Source organism: Polaribacter sp. BAL334 (genome assembly GCF_015767435.1).
Classification (GTDB): Bacteria; Bacteroidota; Bacteroidia; order Flavobacteriales; family Flavobacteriaceae; genus Polaribacter.
Map to the genome: position 1 here is coordinate 52,010 of NZ_JADWOV010000293.1, position 20,377 is coordinate 72,386.

General features: G+C 31.1%; 22 protein-coding genes and 1 pseudogene. 19 read left to right on the forward strand and 4 right to left on the reverse strand.

What is annotated here, in order from left to right:
* Positions 1-63 precede the first annotated feature (63 nt).
* Positions 64-645, forward strand: a complete 582-nt coding sequence (locus tag IU405_RS08950; protein ID WP_197438269.1) for a tRNA-(ms[2]io[6]A)-hydroxylase — start codon at positions 64-66, stop codon at positions 643-645.
* 265 nt (positions 646-910) lie between these two features.
* Positions 911-1,342, forward strand: a complete 432-nt coding sequence (locus tag IU405_RS08955; RefSeq protein ID WP_197438270.1) for a DUF4268 domain-containing protein — start codon at positions 911-913, stop codon at positions 1,340-1,342.
* Positions 1,343-1,353: 11 nt separating this feature from the next.
* Here the strand turns inward: IU405_RS08955 and IU405_RS08960 are convergent, their stop codons facing one another.
* Positions 1,354-1,692 (reverse strand): DUF4870 domain-containing protein, encoded by a 339-nt coding sequence (locus IU405_RS08960; protein ID WP_197438271.1) that lies wholly within the window; start codon positions 1,690-1,692, stop codon positions 1,354-1,356.
* Between the two features lie 123 nt (positions 1,693-1,815).
* On the opposite strand from IU405_RS08960, the gene mnmE reads away from it, so the two are divergent.
* A complete protein-coding gene (mnmE, locus tag IU405_RS08965) occupies positions 1,816-3,204 on the forward strand; it encodes a tRNA uridine-5-carboxymethylaminomethyl(34) synthesis GTPase MnmE (protein ID WP_197438272.1) in 1,389 nt (462 codons plus the stop codon).
* 72 nt (positions 3,205-3,276) lie between these two features.
* A complete protein-coding gene (locus tag IU405_RS08970) occupies positions 3,277-4,245 on the forward strand; it encodes a Fic family protein (RefSeq protein WP_197438273.1) in 969 nt (322 codons plus the stop codon).
* Between the two features lie 8 nt (positions 4,246-4,253).
* Here the strand turns inward: IU405_RS08970 and IU405_RS08975 are convergent, their stop codons facing one another.
* Both IU405_RS08975 and IU405_RS08980 read right to left on the reverse strand, forming a co-directional pair.
* Positions 4,254-6,419, reverse strand: a complete 2,166-nt coding sequence (locus tag IU405_RS08975; protein ID WP_197438274.1) for a cation:proton antiporter — start codon at positions 6,417-6,419, stop codon at positions 4,254-4,256.
* A 360-nt stretch (positions 6,420-6,779) separates the two neighbouring features.
* Positions 6,780-7,085, reverse strand: a complete 306-nt coding sequence (locus tag IU405_RS08980; RefSeq protein ID WP_197438275.1) for a hypothetical protein — start codon at positions 7,083-7,085, stop codon at positions 6,780-6,782.
* A gap of 354 nt (positions 7,086-7,439) precedes the next feature.
* Here IU405_RS08980 and IU405_RS08985 point away from each other — a divergent pair, with 354 nt between their 5' ends.
* From IU405_RS08985 to IU405_RS09055, 15 genes and pseudogenes are all read left to right on the forward strand, one after another.
* Entirely contained in the window at positions 7,440-7,976 is a 537-nt protein-coding gene (locus tag IU405_RS08985) for a DUF2975 domain-containing protein (RefSeq protein ID WP_197438276.1), read from the forward strand.
* Positions 7,977-7,979: 3 nt separating this feature from the next.
* The gene (locus tag IU405_RS08990) at positions 7,980-8,192 is read left to right on the forward strand and encodes a helix-turn-helix domain-containing protein (protein WP_197438277.1); all 213 of its coding nucleotides are present in this window, start codon (positions 7,980-7,982) and stop codon (positions 8,190-8,192) included.
* Between the two features lie 58 nt (positions 8,193-8,250).
* Positions 8,251-8,448 (forward strand): annotated as a pseudogene (locus tag IU405_RS08995) (DUF1287 domain-containing protein); the annotation flags it as partial.
* Between the two features lie 170 nt (positions 8,449-8,618).
* Positions 8,619-10,679 carry a M48 family metalloprotease gene (locus IU405_RS09000; protein ID WP_197438278.1) on the forward strand — a complete coding sequence of 687 codons (2,061 nt, stop codon included), beginning with the start codon at positions 8,619-8,621 and terminating at the stop codon, positions 10,677-10,679.
* Positions 10,680-11,018: 339 nt separating this feature from the next.
* Positions 11,019-11,714 (forward strand): aquaporin Z, encoded by a 696-nt coding sequence (gene aqpZ / locus IU405_RS09005; protein WP_317193364.1) that lies wholly within the window; start codon positions 11,019-11,021, stop codon positions 11,712-11,714.
* A gap of 175 nt (positions 11,715-11,889) precedes the next feature.
* A complete protein-coding gene (locus IU405_RS09010) occupies positions 11,890-12,186 on the forward strand; it encodes a 4a-hydroxytetrahydrobiopterin dehydratase (protein WP_197438280.1) in 297 nt (98 codons plus the stop codon).
* A gap of 10 nt (positions 12,187-12,196) precedes the next feature.
* Positions 12,197-12,646, forward strand: coding sequence for a DUF6452 family protein (locus IU405_RS09015; RefSeq protein ID WP_197438281.1), 450 nt, complete (start codon positions 12,197-12,199; stop codon positions 12,644-12,646).
* A complete protein-coding gene (locus IU405_RS09020) occupies positions 12,627-13,328 on the forward strand; it encodes a DUF6048 family protein (RefSeq protein ID WP_197438282.1) in 702 nt (233 codons plus the stop codon). Before IU405_RS09015 ends, IU405_RS09020 begins: the two co-directional genes overlap by 20 nt.
* Before the next feature lie 51 nt (positions 13,329-13,379).
* Entirely contained in the window at positions 13,380-14,327 is a 948-nt protein-coding gene (locus IU405_RS09025; protein WP_197438283.1) for an isopenicillin N synthase family dioxygenase, read from the forward strand.
* Positions 14,327-14,650: a translation initiation factor gene (locus tag IU405_RS09030; protein WP_197438284.1), complete on the forward strand. Its 324-nt coding sequence runs from the start codon at positions 14,327-14,329 to the stop codon at positions 14,648-14,650. Before IU405_RS09025 ends, IU405_RS09030 begins: the two co-directional genes overlap by 1 nt.
* A 50-nt stretch (positions 14,651-14,700) precedes the next feature.
* Positions 14,701-15,645 (forward strand): DUF1835 domain-containing protein, encoded by a 945-nt coding sequence (locus IU405_RS09035; protein ID WP_197438285.1) that lies wholly within the window; start codon positions 14,701-14,703, stop codon positions 15,643-15,645.
* Entirely contained in the window at positions 15,646-16,515 is an 870-nt protein-coding gene (locus IU405_RS09040) for a nucleoside phosphorylase (RefSeq protein ID WP_197438286.1), read from the forward strand. It abuts the gene before it with no gap.
* Positions 16,516-17,376, forward strand: a complete 861-nt coding sequence (locus IU405_RS09045) for a substrate-binding domain-containing protein (RefSeq protein WP_197438287.1) — start codon at positions 16,516-16,518, stop codon at positions 17,374-17,376.
* Between the two features lie 432 nt (positions 17,377-17,808).
* On the forward strand, positions 17,809-18,687 hold the full coding sequence (locus IU405_RS09050) for a UDP-2,3-diacylglucosamine diphosphatase (RefSeq protein WP_197438288.1): 879 nt from the start codon (positions 17,809-17,811) through the stop codon (positions 18,685-18,687).
* Positions 18,688-18,690: 3 nt separating this feature from the next.
* Positions 18,691-19,701: a glycosyltransferase family protein gene (locus IU405_RS09055; RefSeq protein ID WP_197438289.1), complete on the forward strand. Its 1,011-nt coding sequence runs from the start codon at positions 18,691-18,693 to the stop codon at positions 19,699-19,701.
* Here the strand turns inward: IU405_RS09055 and IU405_RS09060 are convergent.
* The gene (locus tag IU405_RS09060) at positions 19,688-20,353 is read right to left on the reverse strand and encodes a uracil-DNA glycosylase (protein WP_197438290.1); all 666 of its coding nucleotides are present in this window, start codon (positions 20,351-20,353) and stop codon (positions 19,688-19,690) included. The genes IU405_RS09055 and IU405_RS09060 overlap by 14 nt on opposite strands.
* Positions 20,354-20,377 lie beyond the last annotated feature (24 nt).

Consider the following 20,377-nt stretch of genomic DNA (forward strand, 5'->3'; position numbering starts at 1 on the left):
AATCAGTTAGAATTTTAAGAATCAACTTAAATTTGCAATGAATAGTGCAAAAAATACAAAAACATGTTAGGTTTACAATTCGAAACTACCACTTCATGGGCAGAAATTGCCAAAGATAATTTAGAACAAATACTTACTGATCATGCTTTTTTAGAACAAAAAGCAGCATCAAACGCGGTTTCTATCATCATTAATTATTCCGAAGAAACGGAACTTGTCAAGGAGATGAGCAATATTGCGATTGAAGAAATGCAACATTTTAAAATGGTGCATTTATTAATGGTGAAAAGAGGCATGGTTTTGGGCAGAGAACAAAAAAATGATTATGCTGTGCAACTGCAAAAATTTTTTCCAAAAACCAAAGATAGAACAGATGCTTTGATTCAACGTTTATTAGTTGCTGCATTGATTGAAGCTCGAAGTTGCGAACGCTTTAAAGTATTTTCCGAAAACATGGAAGATGAAGAATTGAAAAAGTTTTATAAAAACTTAATGATTTCTGAGGCAAATCATTACACTACTTTTTTACAATTTGCACGTGAATATCAAGACCGTGAAATTGTAGATAAAAAATGGCATGCTTTATTGAATTATGAAGCTGAAATGATGAAAGTTAGAGGAACAATTGCTAAAATTCACGGGTAATTTTGTATATTTGCATATAAATATTTGCTTTGATAACAATTATAAACATATCAATAATCTTTGCGATCACTTTCGTTTGGAATAGATTTGTGTTATCAAAATTTGTAAATATGTTGACTGATCCTAAAATCAGTGATGAAAGCGACATCGTTTCAACTAGTTTTTTCTCTGATAATAGAAAAGAAATCTTAAAAATTGCCAAATATTTCTACTACATTTTAGCCCTTTTAATTTCGATATTGATCTTTATAGCCTAAAAAAATCGATGTTTTCAAAGGAAGAAGCAGCACTTTTACGAAAGGAATTTTGGACAAGTTTCGGGAAATCTTTTCCAAGAAAATGGTTATTATACAATACAAAAATCAAAGGAGTTGCACTCAAATTTGTAGCTGATAAAAAAGAAGCAATGATTTGTTTGGACATTGAACATACTGATGAATTGATGAATTTGTTGTATTATGATCAATTACTTTCCTTAAAATCTTTGTTAGAAGCTGAACTTCCTGAAGTAATTTATAATGATGCCTATGAATTGGAAAATAGAAAAATCATACATCGGATTTATGTCCCATTTGAGGAAAAATTCAACATTCACAACAAAAATACTTGGAGAGCTTGTTATGAATTCTTTGTCGAAAAGATGTCAAAACTAGAAGCTTTTTTTTATGAGTATGAGGATGTCATTAAAAATGTATAGTGTTTAAAAAACTATTTTATAAATTGAATAGAAAAAGGGTAATGAATCATTTCGCCATTACTCGCTTTTACAGCATTGATTATAGGAAAAATCAAATAAAAAATCCCTAAAACAATCAGTCCGATAAATCCGAGTCCAAAGAAAATAACAAAAGGAATACAAATTAAAACATACAAAAACATTGAAATACGGAAATTTAAAATCGCTTTTCCGTGAAAATCCATTCCTAAAACCTCCTCTTTTTTTAGAATCCATAAAATGAGTGGGACTACAAATCCCCCAATTCCAGATACAAAATCCAATAATTGGCTTAAATGAGTAAGCATCAAAAGTTGTCTATCCTCTGTCATATTTATTTTTTAATGTAAATGTTTTACAAATATGAATAAAAATATTTTTAAAATCTTATGAATCATCAGAAAAACAAAAATTACTCATGGAAATTCTGAATAATCTTTGTGTATTTTTGCAATATGATTCAAAATGACACTATCATTGCGTTGGCAACACCATCAGGAATTGGTGCTATTGCTGTAATTCGACTTTCAGGAGAAAGAGCAATTGACATTGTAGACCAGTTTTTCACTTCAGTTCGAAAAAATAAATCACTAAAAAATCAAAAAACGCATAGCATTCACTTGGGCTTTATTGTTGATAAAGAACATATTATTGATGAAGTTTTAGTGTCAATTTTTAAAAATCCTAATTCATATACAGGTGAAAATGTAGTAGAAATTTCTTGTCATGGATCTACTTTTATTCAACAAGAAATTATTCAATTATTTCTAAAAAATGGTTGCAGATTGGCTGATGCTGGAGAATTTACCTTACGCGCATTTTTAAATGGAAAAATGGATTTATCGCAAGCTGAAGCTGTAGCAGATGTCATCGCTTCCAATTCTGCTGCAAGTCATCAAATGGCAATGCAACAAATGCGAGGTGGCATTACCAATGAATTGAAAGATTTACGTGCAAAATTGCTCGATTTTGCAGCTTTGATAGAATTAGAGCTCGATTTTTCTGGAGAAGATGTGGAGTTTGCTGACCGTACTAAATTCAGAGAATTGGTTTCTAAAATAACAGTTGTTTTAAAGCGTTTGATTGATTCTTTTTCTGTTGGGAATGCCCTAAAAAATGGAATTCCAGTGGCTATTATTGGTGAACCTAATGTAGGGAAATCAACGCTATTGAATACACTTTTAAACGAGGAAAGAGCCATTGTATCCGAAATTGCTGGTACTACTAGAGATACCATTGAAGACGAAATCATCATTGAAGGCGTTGCTTTTCGATTTATTGATACTGCTGGAATTCGCGAAACTACAGATCTGGTAGAAACAATCGGTATCAAAAAAGCCTACGAAAAAGCCGAAAATGCGCAGTTGATCATTTATATCATTGACTCAAGAATAGAGCGGAAAGAAAAAAGAAAAGAAGAAATTGAAATTATTAAAACTCGTTTTCCAAATAAACATTTATTGGTTATTGCTAATAAATCAGATTTGATTTCTAAAGAAGAAGCCAATTCATTAGTTTCAGAAATTGAAAATGTAATTTTACTCTCTGCCAAAAATAAAACAGGAATTGATGCTTTGAAAAAAGAATTGACCTCTTTAGTGAATTTGGGTGCCTTGAGCAATAACGAAACCATTGTTACGAATTCTCGCCATTTTGAAGCCTTGAACAATGCGTTGCAAGCCATTATTTCTGTTCAAATTGGCATTGATAGAGAGATTTCAACGGATTTATTTTCTATAGATATCCGCGAATGTTTGCGTCATTTAGGAACAATTACTGGAGAATATGATGTGGATAAAGACATTTTAGGACATATTTTTTCAAACTTTTGTATTGGAAAGTAAGGTAACCGTTTGTAAGTTGTTTAAAATTATATTTTCATATCTTTGTGATACTATCAAATGATACTATCATAAGTGAAACCACCTTATACTATTACCAATAAAATTTTAGAATTAGTTGCCTCTATTTCAGAAAAGATAGGAGAAATTAATGCTAGCCATTTATACAAACCTGCTACCGAATTACGAAAAAAGAACCGAATTAAAACTATTCAATCCTCTTTAGAAATCGAGGGAAATACGTTGACCGAAGAACAAATCACAGCTTTATTAGAAAATAAAAGAGTCATAGCACCTCAAAAAGATATTCTAGAAGTTCAAAATGCTATAAAAGTATACGAACAGCTCAATACTTTTAATCCTTTCCAACTAAAAGATTTAAAAAAAGCACACACTATTCTAATGAATGGCTTGATTGATTCCGAAAATATCGGGGCTGGAAAATTAAGAACTACCAATGTAGGTATTGTAAAAGGTTCAAAAATAGAACATATTGCACCAAATGGTACAATGGTAAACGGATTGATGAAAGACCTTTTTGAATATCTTAAAAAAGATAACGATTTACTCTTAATCAAAAGTTGTGTTTTTCATTATGAATTTGAATTTATCCATCCATTTTTAGATGGAAACGGAAGAATGGGCAGATTGTGGCAAACTTTAATTCTTATGCAACAATATCCTGTTTTTGAGTTTTTACCCGTTGAATCACTTATCAAACAGAAGCAAAGCGAGTATTACAGCAAGTTATCCGAATCCGATAAAAAAGGAAATTCAACCCCATTTATTGAGTATATGTTGGAAATTATTTCAGCTTCATTAGATGGACTTTTACAATCCCAATCAGTAACACTTTTTACAGAGAATAGAGTGGAACTATTTAAAGAGAAAATAGGTAAAAATACGTTTAGCAGAAAAGAGTATATGCAGCATTTTAAAAATATATCTGCACCAACAGCAAGTAGGGATTTGAAATGGGCATTTGAACAAAATCTCCTTCATAAATTTGGAGAATTACGATTAACGAAATATCAATTTTTATAATTTGCTATTTAATCAACTGTTTCCTTTTCATCTCTCTTGAAGATAATACCGATGTTTTTCTTTATTCTTTGAATTTTTTCTATCCCAAAGTTGATGGAAGAAGTATTGATATCTTCATATTGCTCGCTTCCAAAATTATGATGATATTGTTGCGGATAAATTAGCAAGACACTATTTTCTGAAAAATGCTTATCGAGTTTTGTGGGAAGGTTATCCAAAACAGGCATGTAAGAAGTTGCGCCTTTTCGAGCAGAAACCAATACAAAAAAATCATTCTCTTTGATATTTCGAGAAAGTATCAAAAAATCATCCCAATCATCAAACGAAATGAAGGTAATTTCAGCAAATAATTTGGACTTTTTAAAAACTTTTTGAATTGATTTTTTAGTATCATCAGCACAATACATGATGATTGGAATACTCAATTCTTGGGCTAATTTTGTGATTTTTGTAAGCCAGTGTTCAAATCCATTTTCAAATTCAGTTAAAGGTGGAGCTGCAATGATGATTCTTTTGTGCAAAACCAATGGCTTCTCTAGGTGACAAATAAAGGTAGTTTTATCGGTATTATTCAAAATAGTATCCACCTTTTCTCCTATTATTTTATCAATAAATCCAGCGCTTTTAGGCCATCCTAAAACAATAATGTTTGCCATAATTTCTCTTGAAATTCTCGCAATCCCACTTGCAGGATTGTAATCAATCGTAGTAATTACGGATACTTTCGTTTCGGAAGCTGAACCTTGTTTCACAAATTCTTCGAGCTTGCTTCTTGCTTTTAAAATATTGACTTCTGCTTCATCATTATTGGTCACAACTGATAGAATTGAGACTGGATTTGGTGATTTTTTGTTTTTAATAAATATCGAAAACTCCAAAAGTTTTTCAATGCTTTCTACATTGGCAATTGGTAATAAAATATGTTCATTGTTGTAATAATTGGCAGGTAATAATCCTGAATTGTCATCTTCGGATTCTATAATCACTTTTTTGGCTGCTTTTTCTGTGGCAAATGTGGCTACAATACAAGTCACTAAAATCAAAATAATGGTACCATTTAAAATATTTTCATCCAAAATATTTGCTTTATATCCCACTAAAATAACGGCTAAGGTAGCTGCTGCATGAGCACTACTCAATCCAAAAATGAGTTGTCTTTGCGCACCAGAATACTTGAAAACCAACTGTGTAAAAAATGCTGCAAACCATTTTCCAAACAATGCAACTAAGGAAAGCGTTGCTGCAACAATCAATGCTGTTGGACCACTGATGATTACGCTCATATCGACCAACATTCCAACACTAATCAAGAAAAAAGGAATAAACAAAGAGTTCCCAATAAACTCAATGCGATTCATCAATGCAGAAGAATGAGGAATGAGTTTGTTCAATGCCAATCCTGCCACAAATGCGCCAATAATAGGTTCAACTCCAGCAACTTCAGCTAAAAATGCGGCTAAAAATACAATTGATAAGACAAAAATATAATGAGAATGTTTTTCACTTTCTAGTTTTTGAAAAAACCATTTTGCGATTCTGGGAATGATCAAAAACATTATTGTTGAAAAAATAGACAGCGATACAATCAATCGAATCCAAAAATCCGAAGAAATGTTTCCTTCACTATTTCCTACTATTACAGCCAAAATAATCAGCACAGCTGTATCTGTTAAAATAGTTCCTCCTACTGTAATGGCAACTGCTTCATTTTTAGAAATTCCTAATTTACTTACAATAGGATATGCAACAAGGGTATGCGTAGCAAACATACTTGCGGTTAACAAACTAGCATTAAAATCGAGTGCCAAAAAGTAATAACACACAGGAAATCCAATAGATAAGGGAAAAAAGAAGGTGAAAAATCCGAATAACAAACTTTTGTTTTTATTGGATTTGAACTGATTCATGTCTAGCTCTAAACCCGCAATAAACATGATATAGAGCAACCCAATGGTTGAAAAAAGCTCAATGGCAGCATTTTTCTCAAGGATATTCAAGCCATAAGGCCCTATTACAACTCCAGAAATAATCAAGCCAATAATCCCTGGAATGTTCAATTTTCGCAATAAAATGGGAGATAATAAAATGATGAAAAGAATCAATGAAAAAACAAGCACAGGATTTCCTAAAGGTAGTTCAAATTCGTGTAATAAGTGCTGAAAGAAATCTGTCATTGAATGTGTTCATAAGTGAATTCGTCCATAAATGTACATCATTTTTTGAAGTAAAAAATTTTTTTAATCAATCCGTTGATCAAAAAATTGTGAAGTCATTCAGTCTTATAGAATGCTGTAAAATGATGAGGCAGTTTTGCAAGGAGTCCTAAAGTAAACCTAATATTATGTGGTCTATATCATTAAAAATTAAACAATAAAGTATATTGATTTTCAAAAAGATAGTGATGATAAATGATTGTTGTCTATAATATTTACTATTAAAATCTTTAAACCCTCTTTAATTAACGAAGCCAATCAAAGAGGGTGACTAAAACAACTCAAGTCTTAATTTATCTAAACGGATTGCTCCATTTTGTCTCACTGCTCACTGAATTGTCTGTCAACGTTTTCATAAAAGCCACTACCTAGGGTGGCTCCATCATTAGTTATTGGATTGGTTGCAGGCGTATTGTCTGTACCATTGATAGATGTTGGCAATGGTTGCCCAGGAACATTCGTCGTAAAATGGCTTGGTAAATTGAGATTTACATAATCAAAAGGAGTGGTTGGTAAATTCAATTCACTCACTACAATAGGCTCATAAATTTCTTCTTTGCTGCAAGAAAAGAACACAAAAACTGCTAAAAAAATAGCAGTATATAAAAAAGAATGGTCGTATTTCATCATTATACTATTTAGGTGACTTGCTACTTAGACACCTAATTCTAAAGAAAGTTTGTTTTGACTGTAATAATTTTTTACAATTCACTTGTTGAGTATTTTTTTTAACCTTAAAGATCTAGGTTTTTAACATTTTTAAAAGCCATTCTTATAAAAACGATAAGCCTCTTTCTAAACCTCTCCTTTTTTAGAAACAAGCATTTATTGTACCATAAGTATCATAACTTTATCATTGAGACGTCTAATCCTATGTATAGTTTCTAAATAGGTTATTATTTTTTGTTTTTCATTCTTTATTTATTGTTTATCAATAATTATTTCCTATGTTTGCGACATTAATTTTAATCATTTAACCGTATGTCAAAAACAAACAACTTCGTATTTATCAGCTTACAGGTAGTAGCATGGATTATTTTTGTAGGCTTATGCATTGAAACAGGTGGCTTGCTTGTCAATTTCTTTTTTAGTCTATTCAAACCTGATATGGTGCAAAACTTATATCAAAAATTAGATTTAACGGATATGTATCAAGAAAGTCAGATGGCTTTTTTCGGAATCTATAGTTTTATTCTTGTCATTTCATTCTTAAAAGCCTACTTATTTTACATTGTCATCAAATTGATGCTAAAAATGGATTTGACAAAACCATTCAGTGATTTTGTTTCAGAACAAATTTTGCAACTCAGCTATTACACATTGTCCATTGGATTTTTGAGCCTTATTGGCAAACAACTCGCTAAAAATTTAATTCATTATGGTTTTGCTACTCATAGTTTGAATCAATTTTGGGAAGATAGTAGGGCTTTTATTCTGATGGGTGCTGTGATTTATATCATTGCTACTATTTTCAAAAAAGGAGTGGATATTCAAAATGAAAATGATTTAACGGTATAAACGATGGCAATTATTGTAAATTTAGATGTCATGATGGCAAAGCGAAAAATGTCATTGAATGAACTCTCGGACAAAGTTGGGTTGACCTTATCAAACCTTTCCATCTTAAAAACAGGAAAAGCAAAAGCCATCCGTTTTAGCACCTTGGAAACCATTTGCAATGTGTTGGAATGTCAACCAGGAGATATTTTAGAATATGTGCATGAAAAGGATTGATAACTAGTGATTAAAGGCATGAGCACTCTATTTATTGAAAATAAAATCTATTTCAACAAATCCAAAGGACTATTTGCCTGGTGATATTGTTTGTTGGAATTTAGGTGGTGGAATAACTCATATTGGCATTGTGACAAGAAAAAAATCAACTGATGGAAAAAGATATTTAATTGTTCACAACATTGGTGCAGGACAAGTTCTTGAGGACTGCCTGTTTAGGTATAAAATCATTGGACACTTCTGTTATGAAAAATAAATTTTTGTGTTTAAAATGCATTATATTTTTTTTTGAGTTTAGTTGAAATTGCTTGAATTTTTTATTTGATAGGTTTTATTTTCGTTTTTATTTATTAGATTCGTTTTTCAAATTTTGAAATATATCTTATACAAAATTTTGTGTTTGATTTCAAATAACAACCACTATCAATGAAAGAGATAAAAGTATCTGCCGAGTTCAAAACTCAAACTACCAAAGCAATAATTGCGATAAGTTATTTTATATTCACATATTTACTGATGTTAGTCTTTGCGATTGGATTAACTGTTTTATGTGTTTATGCAGGAATAATGTTCATGGTATCAATGCCTGGAATAATAACTTTAGCTTTAGGTATAGGACTAGCTAGTTTAGGAATTCTTGTTTTATTTTTCTTACTTAAATTCATTTTCAAATCACATAAAATTGATCGTTCACACCTTACTGAAATTAAAAAAAATGATGAACCTAAACTTTTTAAACTTATAGAAGATTTGGTAAATGAAGTTGAAACTAATTTTCCGAAAAAAGTGTATATTTCTTCTGAAGTAAATGCTTCAGTATTTTATGATTCCAGTTTTTGGAGTATGTTTTTTCCTCTCAAAAAAAACCTTCATATAGGTTTAGGACTTGTAAATAGTGTTTCTAAGTCTGAGCTTAAGGCTATTTTAAGTCATGAATTCGGACATTTTTCTCAAAAAACAATGAAAGTTGGAAGCTATGTTTACAATGTGAATCAAATAATTTATAACCTACTGTTTGACAATGAAAAATATGACAATCTTATCCAAAAATGGGCAAATATTAGTGGATATTTTTCCATTTTCGTAGTCATTGCAGTTACAATTATTGATGGTATCAAATGGATATTAAACCAAATGTATGGTCTTGTAAATAAAAGTTATATGGCTTTATCAAGAGAAATGGAATTTCATGCAGATGAAATTGCAGCAAATATTACAGGTTATGAGCCATTAAAAAGTTCTTTACTTAGAATGTCTTTAGTGGATCACTCTTATAATAGTGTTTTGTCTTTTTATGATAGCAAAATCTCGGAAAATAAAAAATCTGAAAATCTATTTAGAGATCATTTATTTGTAACGAATTTTCTAGCCAAAGATAACAACTTAGAAATCAAACACAATTTACCTCAAATATCAGTAAACGATTTAAATAAATTCAACAAATCGAAATTAGTTATTAAAGATCAATGGGCTTCACATCCAAGTACAGAAGATAGAATTGCAATTCTTGAAAAAACAGGATTGGTTGCAAAAAGCATTGATAATGAATCTGCGAATTTATTATTTTCAGATATTGAAAAAATTCAGAAAGAGATAACGTATAAGGTTTTTAAGAATATTGTTTTCACACAAGAAAGTTCAAGTATTCCTTTTGAATCATTCCAATCAAATTTTAAAGAGGAATTTGAAAAAAATACCTTTCCAAAACTTTACAATGGGTATTATGATAATAAAAACCCTTCATTCTTTGAAATTCAGAGCATTGAACAAGATATTGAAAAAATAGAATTAGAGGATTTATTTTCAGAAAGTAATGTAGAAATTGTTTATACAGCATTATCATTACAAGCTGATATAGAAACTATTAAACAAATTTCAAATAAAATTTTTGATGTAAAAACTTTTGACTATGATGGTATTAAGTATACAATAAAAGAATGTAATAGTCTTCTCACAAAACTTGAAAAAGAGATAGATATATTGAATGAAAAAATTAAATTAAATGATATTCAAATATTTAAGTACTTTAAAAATCAAGAACAAAAAACGAACTTAAATCAAAATCTAGAAAATTTATACAATCAGTTTTTTAATTTCGATAAGGAATTTGAAACCAAATATGATGTTTTTATTCAGTTATCAAAAGAATTGGAATTCATAAACTATAAAACAACTTTTGAGAAAATAAATGCAAATTTTCTTAAAATTGATCCATTAGAAGCAAAATTAAAAAAAGGAATCAGAGAATTATTAGTAAATCCAGATTACCAAACAGAATTAACCAAAGATATAAAAGATAATTTTGAAATTTATCTTACTAAAAAATGGGAATATTTTGGTGATAATAAATATTTTGATAATAATCTAGAAAAATTGTTTAAAGCAATGGATCATTATTCTTACCTCTTATCTAGAGGTTACTTTTTGACAAAGCAAAAATTATTAAATTATAAAGTTACACTAATAAATACATCAAAAAATATGTAGCAATATTAATTTGAAAATTAAATAGTTAAAAATTTAATTACATTAAAAAATTTTGATTTTAATCAAACACTCCTCTAAAAAGAATATTTCTATAAAGTCCTTTTTTGATTAAAAATAATTGCTAAAACTTAAATTACAATAAATCTTTACATCAAACTAAAACCATACTACAATCAAGACTTTATGACAACATCTTTTTGTTGAAATAAAGTTTTTTTGTTTTTCTTTTTTATGTATTTTAGATGCGTAACTTTTTTACTTTCTGATAGTTACAGCGTGGAGTTTTGAAACCACTCTAAAAAACAAGGCGAAACCGAAAAGCCAAATGAGTAGGAAAAAATCAAACAATCAAACTTTATGAAAAAAAATTTAGCAGAATTTTTAGGAACCTTCTGGTTAGTTTTAGGAGGTTGTGGAAGTGCGGTTTTAGCAGCTGCATTTCCTGAAGTGGGTATAGGTCTTGTGGGTGTTTCACTTGCATTTGGTCTTACTGTAGTAACTATTGCGTATGCATTAGGGCATGTTTCTGGGGCTCATTTGAATCCTGCAGTGACCATTGGTTTATGGATGGGAAAAAGAATTTCTTCCAAAGATGTGTTACCATATATCATTTCTCAAATTTTAGGTGGTATTGCAGCAGCAGGTGTTTTGTATGTAATTGCTACTGGAAATGGCTCACAGATTGGCTCTTTTGCAGCAAATGGTTTTGGCGAACATTCTCCAGGTGGGTATAGCATGACTGCTGCTTTGATTACCGAATTTGTAATGACTTTTATGTTTTTAATCATCATTTTAGGTGCTACAGACGAAAAAGCTCCAAAAGGTTTTGCTGGGTTGACTATTGGATTGGCTTTGACATTGATTCATTTAATCAGTATTCCAGTAACAAACACTTCTGTAAACCCCGCAAGAAGTATTAGTCAAGCAATTTTTGTGGGAGATTGGGCAATATCTCAATTATGGGTTTTTATAGTAATTCCCATTGCAGGAGCTATTGTAGCAGGAATTGTGTATCAATATTTACAAAAAAACTAATAATAAGAATTTTATAAGAAAACCGTATTTGCTAGCATGTACGGTTTTTTTATGCTAAAAAAGATAGAAATACTTTTGCTTATAAAAAGTATTGAGCATCCATGAAAATATTTCAATCCATGAAATTTAAAGGGTAAAAATCGTTTTTCAATAAGTATTTTACTACTTTTGAAACATGGAAAAACTGAATATTTTAGAAATCGAAGAACGATTGACTCATTTGATAGATTGGGAATATTATGAGGACGCTTTGCATACGGAATTTGAATTTGACAATTTCAAAGATTGTATGTCTGCCATGAACAGAATTGCCTTTGAATGTGAAGCTTTGAATCATCATCCTGAGTGGACAAATATCTATAACATGCTCGAAATCAAATTGACAACGCATGATGCAGGTGGTGTTACTGAATTGGATTTTCAATTGGCAACCATCATCAATAAAATTGTAGAAGTTGAAGAAATTGATTAAGAAGAGTAGTTTGAAAAAGTGGATATTGGCGATTGCTTTTGGTACTTTCATGGCTTCCTGTGAAAAGGATGATTTTTGTACTCAAAACCCTGTAACTCCTAGATTGGTGTTGCGTTTTTATGATATAAATGATAGAACACAACCAAAAGCTGTGGAATCTTTATACGTTTGGGCATCAGGAAAAGACAGTATTTTGGTAAATCAATCGTTAGATTCTATTTCCATTCCTTTGAATAGTATTGCCTCAGAAACTGTCTATAATTTTTCGAAAGGAAGCACTGTAAATCAATTTACCATTCGCTATACACCAACGCAAATTTATGTTTCTCGTTCGTGTGGATTTAAAGTAAATTTTACGGATGTTAGCTTCACTTCTAACAATACTTGGATTGCAGACATCACTCCTACCACCACCACTATTGACAACCAAAACGCAGCCCATGTTCAGATATTTCATTAGCCTTTTTGCGCTGTTTGTGGTTGTAGAAAGTTTTTCGCAAACACAAAAAACAGATACCATCATCACGAAAAATGATTCTATTGTGTACAAATCAACTTACGGAATTCGGGTAGGAATAGACATCAGTAAACCCATCAAAGCAGCTGTTGACGGAAGTTATAGCGGAATTGAATTTGTGGGAGATTACCGAGTTTCCAAGCGAATGTTTATTGCAGCTGAAATAGGTTTTGAAGAAGAAACAACGCAAGAAGATTATACAAATTCGACAGCAAAAGGAACTTATGTAAGAGCAGGATTCAATTTCAATGCGTATGAAAATTGGTTGGATATGAACAATGAAATTTTTGTGGGTTATAGATACGGATTGAGCTTTTTTGAACAAACACTCAACAGTTTTACACCCAATGTAAATAATACTTATTTTCCTGCAAATCCCATTATTGTGAATGAAACAGCCAATGTAAACGCACATTGGTCTGAATTTATGGTCGGTTTTAAGGTTGAAACTTTCAAAAACTTTTTTGTAAGCGCCAGTGTTTCTTACAAAGTAATGATGAGCGTAAAAGAACCCGATAATTTCAAAACGCTCTTTTCTCCTGGTTTTAATAGAATTTTTGAAAGCGGAACAGGTTTCGGATTTAACTACACATTGAGTTATTTAATTCCCTTTTCTAAAAAATAGGAATGGGTTTATTTTTTTTACTAAATTTATTGCCCAAATACAAAATACCTTATGAATACTATACCTAGCGTACATCTTGCAGATTTTTTATCTGATGACCCTATCAGAAAAGAAAAATTTATCAAAGAAATTGGTAATGCTTACGAAAATATTGGATTTGTTGCTCTAAAAGGACACTTTTTGGATGACAAATTAGTAGCAAATTTATATGAAGAAGTAAAAAACTTTTTCGATTTACCACTTGAAATTAAGGAAAAATATGAAATTCCTGGCATTGGAGGACAAAGAGGCTATGTTTCTTTTGGGAAAGAAGCTGCCAAAGGAAAAAAAGAAGGTGACTTGAAAGAGTTTTGGCATTTTGGACAATATGTAGAAGACAATCCTGCTTTAGAGGCTGAATATCCAGCCAATGTGATTGTAGAAGAATTGCCAAAATTCAATGAAATTGGCAAAGAAACATACAGAATGTTAGAAAAAACTGCCAAATATGTGTTGCGTGCTTTGGCATTGCATTTGGGTTTGGAAGAAACTTATTTTGACAATTATATCAAAAACGGGAATAGCATTTTACGTCCTATTCACTATCCTCCTATTCAGGATGAACCAAAAGGCGCTGAAAGAGCAGCTGCTCATGGAGATATCAATTTGATTACCTTATTAATGGGTGCTCAAGGCAAAGGATTGCAAGTACAAAACCATAAAGGAGAATGGATTGATGCCATGGCTGAACCTGATGAATTGATGATCAATGTGGGTGATATGTTGTCAAGACATAGCAATAACAAATTAAAATCTACCATTCACAGAGTAATCAATCCTCCCAGAGAATTGTGGGGAACGTCTAGATATTCCATTCCATTTTTTATGCATCCTATATCGGAAATGAAATTAGATGTATTGGAAAATTGTATTGATGAAAACAACCCAAAACAATTTGATGATATTACTGCAGGTGAATTTTTAGACGAACGTTTACGAGATTTAGGATTGAAAAAATAATGGATTTAAAAGATCAACTGAAAAACTTATTTCCAGAACACATTGTGGAGGAAGAAACAAGCCCTAAAAAAAATGATTTTTGGTGGCAAATAGAACCTTTACTTTGCAAATACGAAAAGAGAAAAGGAAAACCTATTACCATTATTGATGGTTTTAATGGTTCTTCAGAAGATTTTAAAAGTTTGACAAAAGAAATCAAAACATGGCTTTCTGTTGGAGGAAGTTTTAAGGACAATACCATCATCATTCAAGGTGATTATCGTGACAAAATCATGAAATTGCTTCAAGAAAAAGGATTTAAAGTAAAGCGTGTAGGAGGTTAAAAAACACTTCTACTGCAATTTAATAGTATAAATAACGTTTCAAATAGATTATGAAAGCATCAATTTTACACATCACCAATGGCGATAGCACTACTAACTATCTGAAAAAATTAAGATTCTCTGGCGAATTCATCACATGGCGAGAAATGTTGTGCGAAGGAAAAACAACTACAGATGTAGGCAGTGAATCCTTCTGGAAAAACCGCTTCGATTTTTTAAAAACCGCATACAAAGTAAACAAGCACACCTTTATTGAATTTACACTGAAAGAGTATAGAAATCTGTGTAAAAAGAAAGAACAAAATGAAATTGTTCTTTGGTTTGAGCCCGATTTATTTTGTCAAATCAACATGTTAGCTGTCCTAAGTTGGATCAAAAGATACAGACAAGGATACCAAATTTCATTGGTTGGTGCAGGAATTGAATCGAAAAATCAACATTTGACGGCATTTACCTTATTAACTGAAGAACAAATAGATACTTATTATAAAAACCGAGTTTCGCTTACTCAAGATGATATTGAATATGCTGATTATATTTGGCAATTGTATTGCTCTGATAGTCCTTTGCGATTAGAAACCGTGTATAAATTCAATCCAATGTCGCCATTTCAACATTTGGCAACCGCCATTGAAGCACATTTAAAGCGTTTTCCATCTATAGAAAATGGATTGAATTTTGTGGAAAACAACATTTTAAAAACAGCCAATTCATATCAATTTACCTCTAAAAATGAATTGATTACCAGACTTTTAAATGAGGACGAAATTTATGGTTTTGGAGATTTACAATACGAAAATCACCTTAAAAATCTTCACAAACTCTTTTCATCTTTCAATCCTGTAAAAATTTCAAAAAAAGGGAAAGAAGTATTGGAGAAACAATTGAACTTTTACGGACAAATTAGAAACGAAGAAACCTATTTAGGAGGCTCAAAAAAATACAGTTTTTTATATCAAACTGATACCTCAAAACTCCTACAAATCACCACATAAATGAGTTTAGAATCCTCAGAATTAATCTTAAATCCAGATGGTAGCGTATATCATTTGAATTTGAGACCCGAACATATTGCCACAAATATCATCCTTGTTGGTGATCAAGACCGAGTTGATAAAGTGACAAAACACTTTGATACGATTGAGTTTACAACTCAAAAACGTGAATTTAAAACCACTACAGGAACCTATAAAAACAAGCGTTTTTCTGTGATTTCCACAGGAATTGGTCCTGACAATATTGATATTGTATTGAACGAATTGGACGCATTAGTCAATATTGATTTGACAACCCGAAAAGTTAAAGAAAATTTGACGCAACTTTCTTTGGTAAGAATTGGAACTTCTGGCTCATTGCAAGCTCATATTCCTGTTGATTCGTTTGTGTTGAGTTCGCATGGATTGGACATGACTGGTTTATTACATTCTTATCAAATTGAGTCAATTTCCCATCCAGAAATGGAAAATGCGTTCGTAAAACATACACAATGGAGTGCTAAAAAAGCGCATCCGATTATTGTTTCCAATTCACAAGAATTGGCAAATTCTCTTTCTTCAGAAATTGTTTTTCAGGGAATCACAGCCACAGCTGGAGGTTTTTATGGACCACAAGGACGTGTATTGCGTTTGCCAATTGAAGATTCAACATTGAATCATAAAATTGATAGTTTTTCATTCGAAGGAACAAAAATTACCAATTTAGAAATGGAAACTGCTGCTATTTATGGCTTATCAAAATTGATGGGACATCAGGCAGTATCCATGAATGCCATTATTGCAAACAGAGCGAATGGCACTTTTAGTAAAAACCCTTCAAAAGTAGTAGCAGAATTAATACTATACACTCTTGAAAAATTAACCGCGTAAATGATTGATTTAAAAGTAGGTGGCGTTCCAGAGCATTTTAATTATCCTTGGTACATCACCCTAAAAAACAAAGAATATACCCAACAAAATATCAATCTTCGTTGGAAAGATTTTTCGGGTGGAACAGGTGATATGTGTGCGGCTTTAAGAGATGGAAGTTTGGACATTGCCATTGTTTTAACGGAAGGAATTATCAAAGATATTGCTGCAGGAAACCCTTCTAAAATTATACAAACTTATGTGCAATCTCCTTTAATCTGGGGAATTCATGTAGAAAAATCATCCAAATTCAAAAAAATGGAAGATTTAGAACATGCCAAAATTGCTATCAGTAGATTTGGTTCAGGGTCACATTTGATGGCAATTGTAAATGCATACAATCAAAATTGGGATGTTTCTACATTACAATTTGTGGAAATTGGCAATTTGCAAGGAGGAATTGATGCCTTGAAAAACGGAACTGCTGATTATTTTATGTGGGAACATTTCACCACAAAACCTTTGGTAGATGAGGGTATTTTTAGAAGAATTGACGACTGCCCTACTCCATGGCCTTGTTTTGTGATTGCTGTTCGCGATGAAATTTTAGCAAATCATTTAGAAGACGTCAAAAAAGTATTGAACATCATCAATGCTGAAACACTGATTTTTAAACAAAAAAATGACATTGCTGCAATTTTATCTGCAAGATATCAGCAGAAAATGGAAGACATCAAAGAATGGTTAAAAATCACAAAATGGAATGCTGGAAAACCAATAACTCAAAATTTAATTGCAAGGATTCAAAATAAAATGATCTCATTGAACGTTTTAGAAGAGAAGAAAAATGCAAACGAATTCATAAAAAATATATATCTTTAAATCGTTAAAAAAAAGTATCCATGAAAAAAATTGTACTCATTGCCATTTGTGTTATAGGAATCGTATGTTTTTCATCTTGCAGAAGTACTTCTTCTTCCTGTGGTTTAGCAGACAATGTACAAATCAACCAAACAACAATTCAACAAGTGAATGTATCTTAACATCATTTGTTTCTTAACTTCAAATTCAACAAATCCGCTTATTGCGGATTTTTTTTCACAATAACTTTACAATTTGCATACAATTTTATAAAGTTTTCGGTACTATTTCTTCACGAATATTTTACAATTTACATACAATTCAAAACTACATTTGATGAAATTCAAAAAAAAGGTAATTGTATTTAAATAAGATTCTTAAAAAACGAGAATTGCTGCGAAACAAATCATTGTTAGTTCGCAAAGTACAAAGTCCAAAATTCTCTTGTATTTTATGAAAAAAATTAAAAAAAGACACTTGGATTATGTAGTGATTTCTGATGTGCATTTAGGAACCTATGGATGTAAAGCTAAAGAATTGCACAATTATTTGAAAACAATTCAACCTAAAGTATTGATATTGAATGGTGATATTATTGATATTTGGCAGTTTAGCAAACATTATTTTCCGAAATCGCACATGAATGTCATTAAACACATTACAGGAATGCTTTCTAAAAAAACAAGGGTGTATTACATCACAGGAAATCATGATGAGATGTTGCGAAAATTCAAAGGGTTTCACTTGGGAAGTTTTACCATTTTGAATAAATTGATTCTAGAATTGGACGGAAAAAAAGCTTGGATTTTTCATGGAGATGTTTTTGATATCACAATGAAACATTCAAAATGGTTGGCAAAATTGGGTGGAATTGGGTATGACACACTCATTATTATCAACACTTTTATCAATTGGATTTGTAATTTGTTCGGATATGGAAAACTTTCTCTTTCTAAAAAAATCAAGAACAGCGTAAAAAGTGCTATCAAATTTGTCAATAATTTCGAAGAAACTGCTGCTGAGATTGCGATTGAAAACGAATATGATTATGTGATTTGCGGTCACATTCATCAACCAGAAATGAAAGAAATAAGTAATGAAAAAGGAAAAACAATGTATTTGAATTCAGGTGATTGGGTTGAAAATTTAACAGCTTTAGAATATCAAAATAATGCCTGGTCATTGTATGAATATGCAAAAGATCCTCTTGTAAAGGCTCTTTCAGAAAGCAAACCAACTGAAAAAAAATTATTTAAAAAGAAACAAAAAGAAAATGATTTTATGATTGATGAACTTTTAAAAGAGTTTGCCATACAAGCAAGTAAACGATAATTTATGAAAATTTTATATGCTATTCAAGGTACTGGAAATGGACATTTAACTCGTGCTAAAGAGATTATTCCAATTCTAAAAGAAAAAGGGGATGTTGATATTTTAATTAGTGGTAATGAATGTGAAATTCAAATGGATTATCCTATCACCTACAAATTATATGGTTTGAACTATACTTTTGGAAAAAATGGTGGGATTGATTTTTGGCAAACCATTAAAAAAATACGATTGTTTCGTTTTTTTAGAGAAATTAGACAATTGCCCGTTAAAAATTATGATTTGGTGATCAATGATTTTGAACCAGTTTCAGCTTGGGCTGCCAAACTAAAAAATATAAATTGCATATCTTTAAGTCATCAAAATGCCGTTTTGGAAGCTTCTTCTCCAAAAAAAGGAACACATACACTTGAAAAACTAATCTTAAAGTATTATGCACCAGCAAAATATAAATTTGGTTTTCATTTCCAATCTTACAGTTCTTCCATTTTTACTCCCATCATTCGTAAAAAAATAAGATATAGCAATGTAACCAATAAAGGGCATTATACAGTGTATTTGCCTTCTTATGATCATGCTAAAATTTTGGATGTATTGTCGGAAATTCCTTTGGTAAAATGGCATGTTTTTTCAAAAAATGCTACACAATTGATTTTCAAAAAAAATGTAGTGATTTATCCCATCAACGAATTTGATTTTATCAAAAGCATTACCACTTGCGAAGGTGTATTGTGTGGAGCAGGTTTTGAAACTCCTTCAGAAGCCCTATTTTTAAGAAAAAAACTGATGGTGATTCCTATGAAAAATCAATTTGAACAACAATGCAATGCAGCAGCATTAGAAAAAATGGGAGTGCCAGTAATCAAGAGTTTAGAGAAAAAAAGATTGAAAAAAATCGCTAAATGGATTCATTCAGAACCTTCATATAACATGAATTACCCAGATATTACTGAAGATATTTTAGAATCCATTTTGTTGCCATATTTCAACGAAACCTTATTGCCTACCATTCAATAAGAGGTTTTCCCATATTTTCAAGCATTTTATTTGTTTTGGAAAAATGCTTATTTCCAAACCAATAGCCTCTGTTTGCACTCAAAGGAGAAGGATGCCCTGTAGTGAATACACAGTGTTTTGTCACATCAATCAACTTCATTTTTTGTTTGGCAAATCCACCCCAAAGTAAAAAAACAACATGGTTTTTTTCTTTTGAAATTTGTTGAATCACAGCATCTGTAAAAGTTTCCCATCCTCTTTTTTGATGACTTCCTGCTTCATTGGCTCTTACTGTCAAAGTTGCATTGAGTAACAAAACACCTTGTTTTGCCCATTTTTCAAGATTGCCACTTTGTGGATAAGTGACATTCAAATCTGTTGATAACTCTTTAAAAATATTGACCAATGAGGGAGGATGTGAAACTCCATCATGCACTGAAAAACACAATCCATTTGCTTGATTTGGACCATGATATGGGTCTTGACCAATAATCACAACACGCAAATCATCAAAATTACAATGATCAAAAGCTGCAAAAATTTCACTCCCTTTTGGATAACAAGTAAACTGCTTGTATTCATTTTTTACAAACTCAGTGAGTGCAATAAAATAGGGTTTTTCAAACTCATTATTTAAAATATTTTTCCAACTATCGGCTATTTTTACTTGCATTGTTTCTTATTTTTGCTAGAATTT

Excerpts from the sequence above, each read along its gene's own strand:
- IU405_RS08950 (WP_197438269.1), top strand. The coding sequence starts at position 64 with ATGTTAGGTTTACAATTCGAAACTACCACTTCATGGGCAGAAATTGCC.
- IU405_RS09035 (WP_197438285.1), top strand. The coding sequence starts at position 14,701 with ATGAAAGCATCAATTTTACACATCACCAATGGCGATAGCACTACTAAC.
- IU405_RS09055 (WP_197438289.1), top strand. The coding sequence starts at position 18,691 with ATGAAAATTTTATATGCTATTCAAGGTACTGGAAATGGACATTTAACT.
- IU405_RS08960 (WP_197438271.1), bottom strand. The coding sequence starts at position 1,692 with ATGACAGAGGATAGACAACTTTTGATGCTTACTCATTTAAGCCAATTA.
- IU405_RS08955 (WP_197438270.1), top strand. The coding sequence starts at position 911 with ATGTTTTCAAAGGAAGAAGCAGCACTTTTACGAAAGGAATTTTGGACA.
- IU405_RS08990 (WP_197438277.1), top strand. The coding sequence starts at position 7,980 with ATGGCAATTATTGTAAATTTAGATGTCATGATGGCAAAGCGAAAAATG.
- IU405_RS09020 (WP_197438282.1), top strand. The coding sequence starts at position 12,627 with ATGTTCAGATATTTCATTAGCCTTTTTGCGCTGTTTGTGGTTGTAGAA.
- IU405_RS09040 (WP_197438286.1), top strand. The coding sequence starts at position 15,646 with ATGAGTTTAGAATCCTCAGAATTAATCTTAAATCCAGATGGTAGCGTA.
- IU405_RS09045 (WP_197438287.1), top strand. The coding sequence starts at position 16,516 with ATGATTGATTTAAAAGTAGGTGGCGTTCCAGAGCATTTTAATTATCCT.
- mnmE (WP_197438272.1), top strand. The coding sequence starts at position 1,816 with ATGATTCAAAATGACACTATCATTGCGTTGGCAACACCATCAGGAATT.
- IU405_RS09025 (WP_197438283.1), top strand. The coding sequence starts at position 13,380 with ATGAATACTATACCTAGCGTACATCTTGCAGATTTTTTATCTGATGAC.
- IU405_RS09000 (WP_197438278.1), top strand. The coding sequence starts at position 8,619 with ATGAAAGAGATAAAAGTATCTGCCGAGTTCAAAACTCAAACTACCAAA.
- IU405_RS09060 (WP_197438290.1), bottom strand. The coding sequence starts at position 20,353 with ATGCAAGTAAAAATAGCCGATAGTTGGAAAAATATTTTAAATAATGAG.
- IU405_RS09050 (WP_197438288.1), top strand. The coding sequence starts at position 17,809 with ATGAAAAAAATTAAAAAAAGACACTTGGATTATGTAGTGATTTCTGAT.
- IU405_RS09030 (WP_197438284.1), top strand. The coding sequence starts at position 14,327 with ATGGATTTAAAAGATCAACTGAAAAACTTATTTCCAGAACACATTGTG.
- IU405_RS08975 (WP_197438274.1), bottom strand. The coding sequence starts at position 6,419 with ATGACAGATTTCTTTCAGCACTTATTACACGAATTTGAACTACCTTTA.
- IU405_RS08985 (WP_197438276.1), top strand. The coding sequence starts at position 7,440 with ATGTCAAAAACAAACAACTTCGTATTTATCAGCTTACAGGTAGTAGCA.
- IU405_RS08980 (WP_197438275.1), bottom strand. The coding sequence starts at position 7,085 with ATGAAATACGACCATTCTTTTTTATATACTGCTATTTTTTTAGCAGTT.
- IU405_RS09010 (WP_197438280.1), top strand. The coding sequence starts at position 11,890 with ATGGAAAAACTGAATATTTTAGAAATCGAAGAACGATTGACTCATTTG.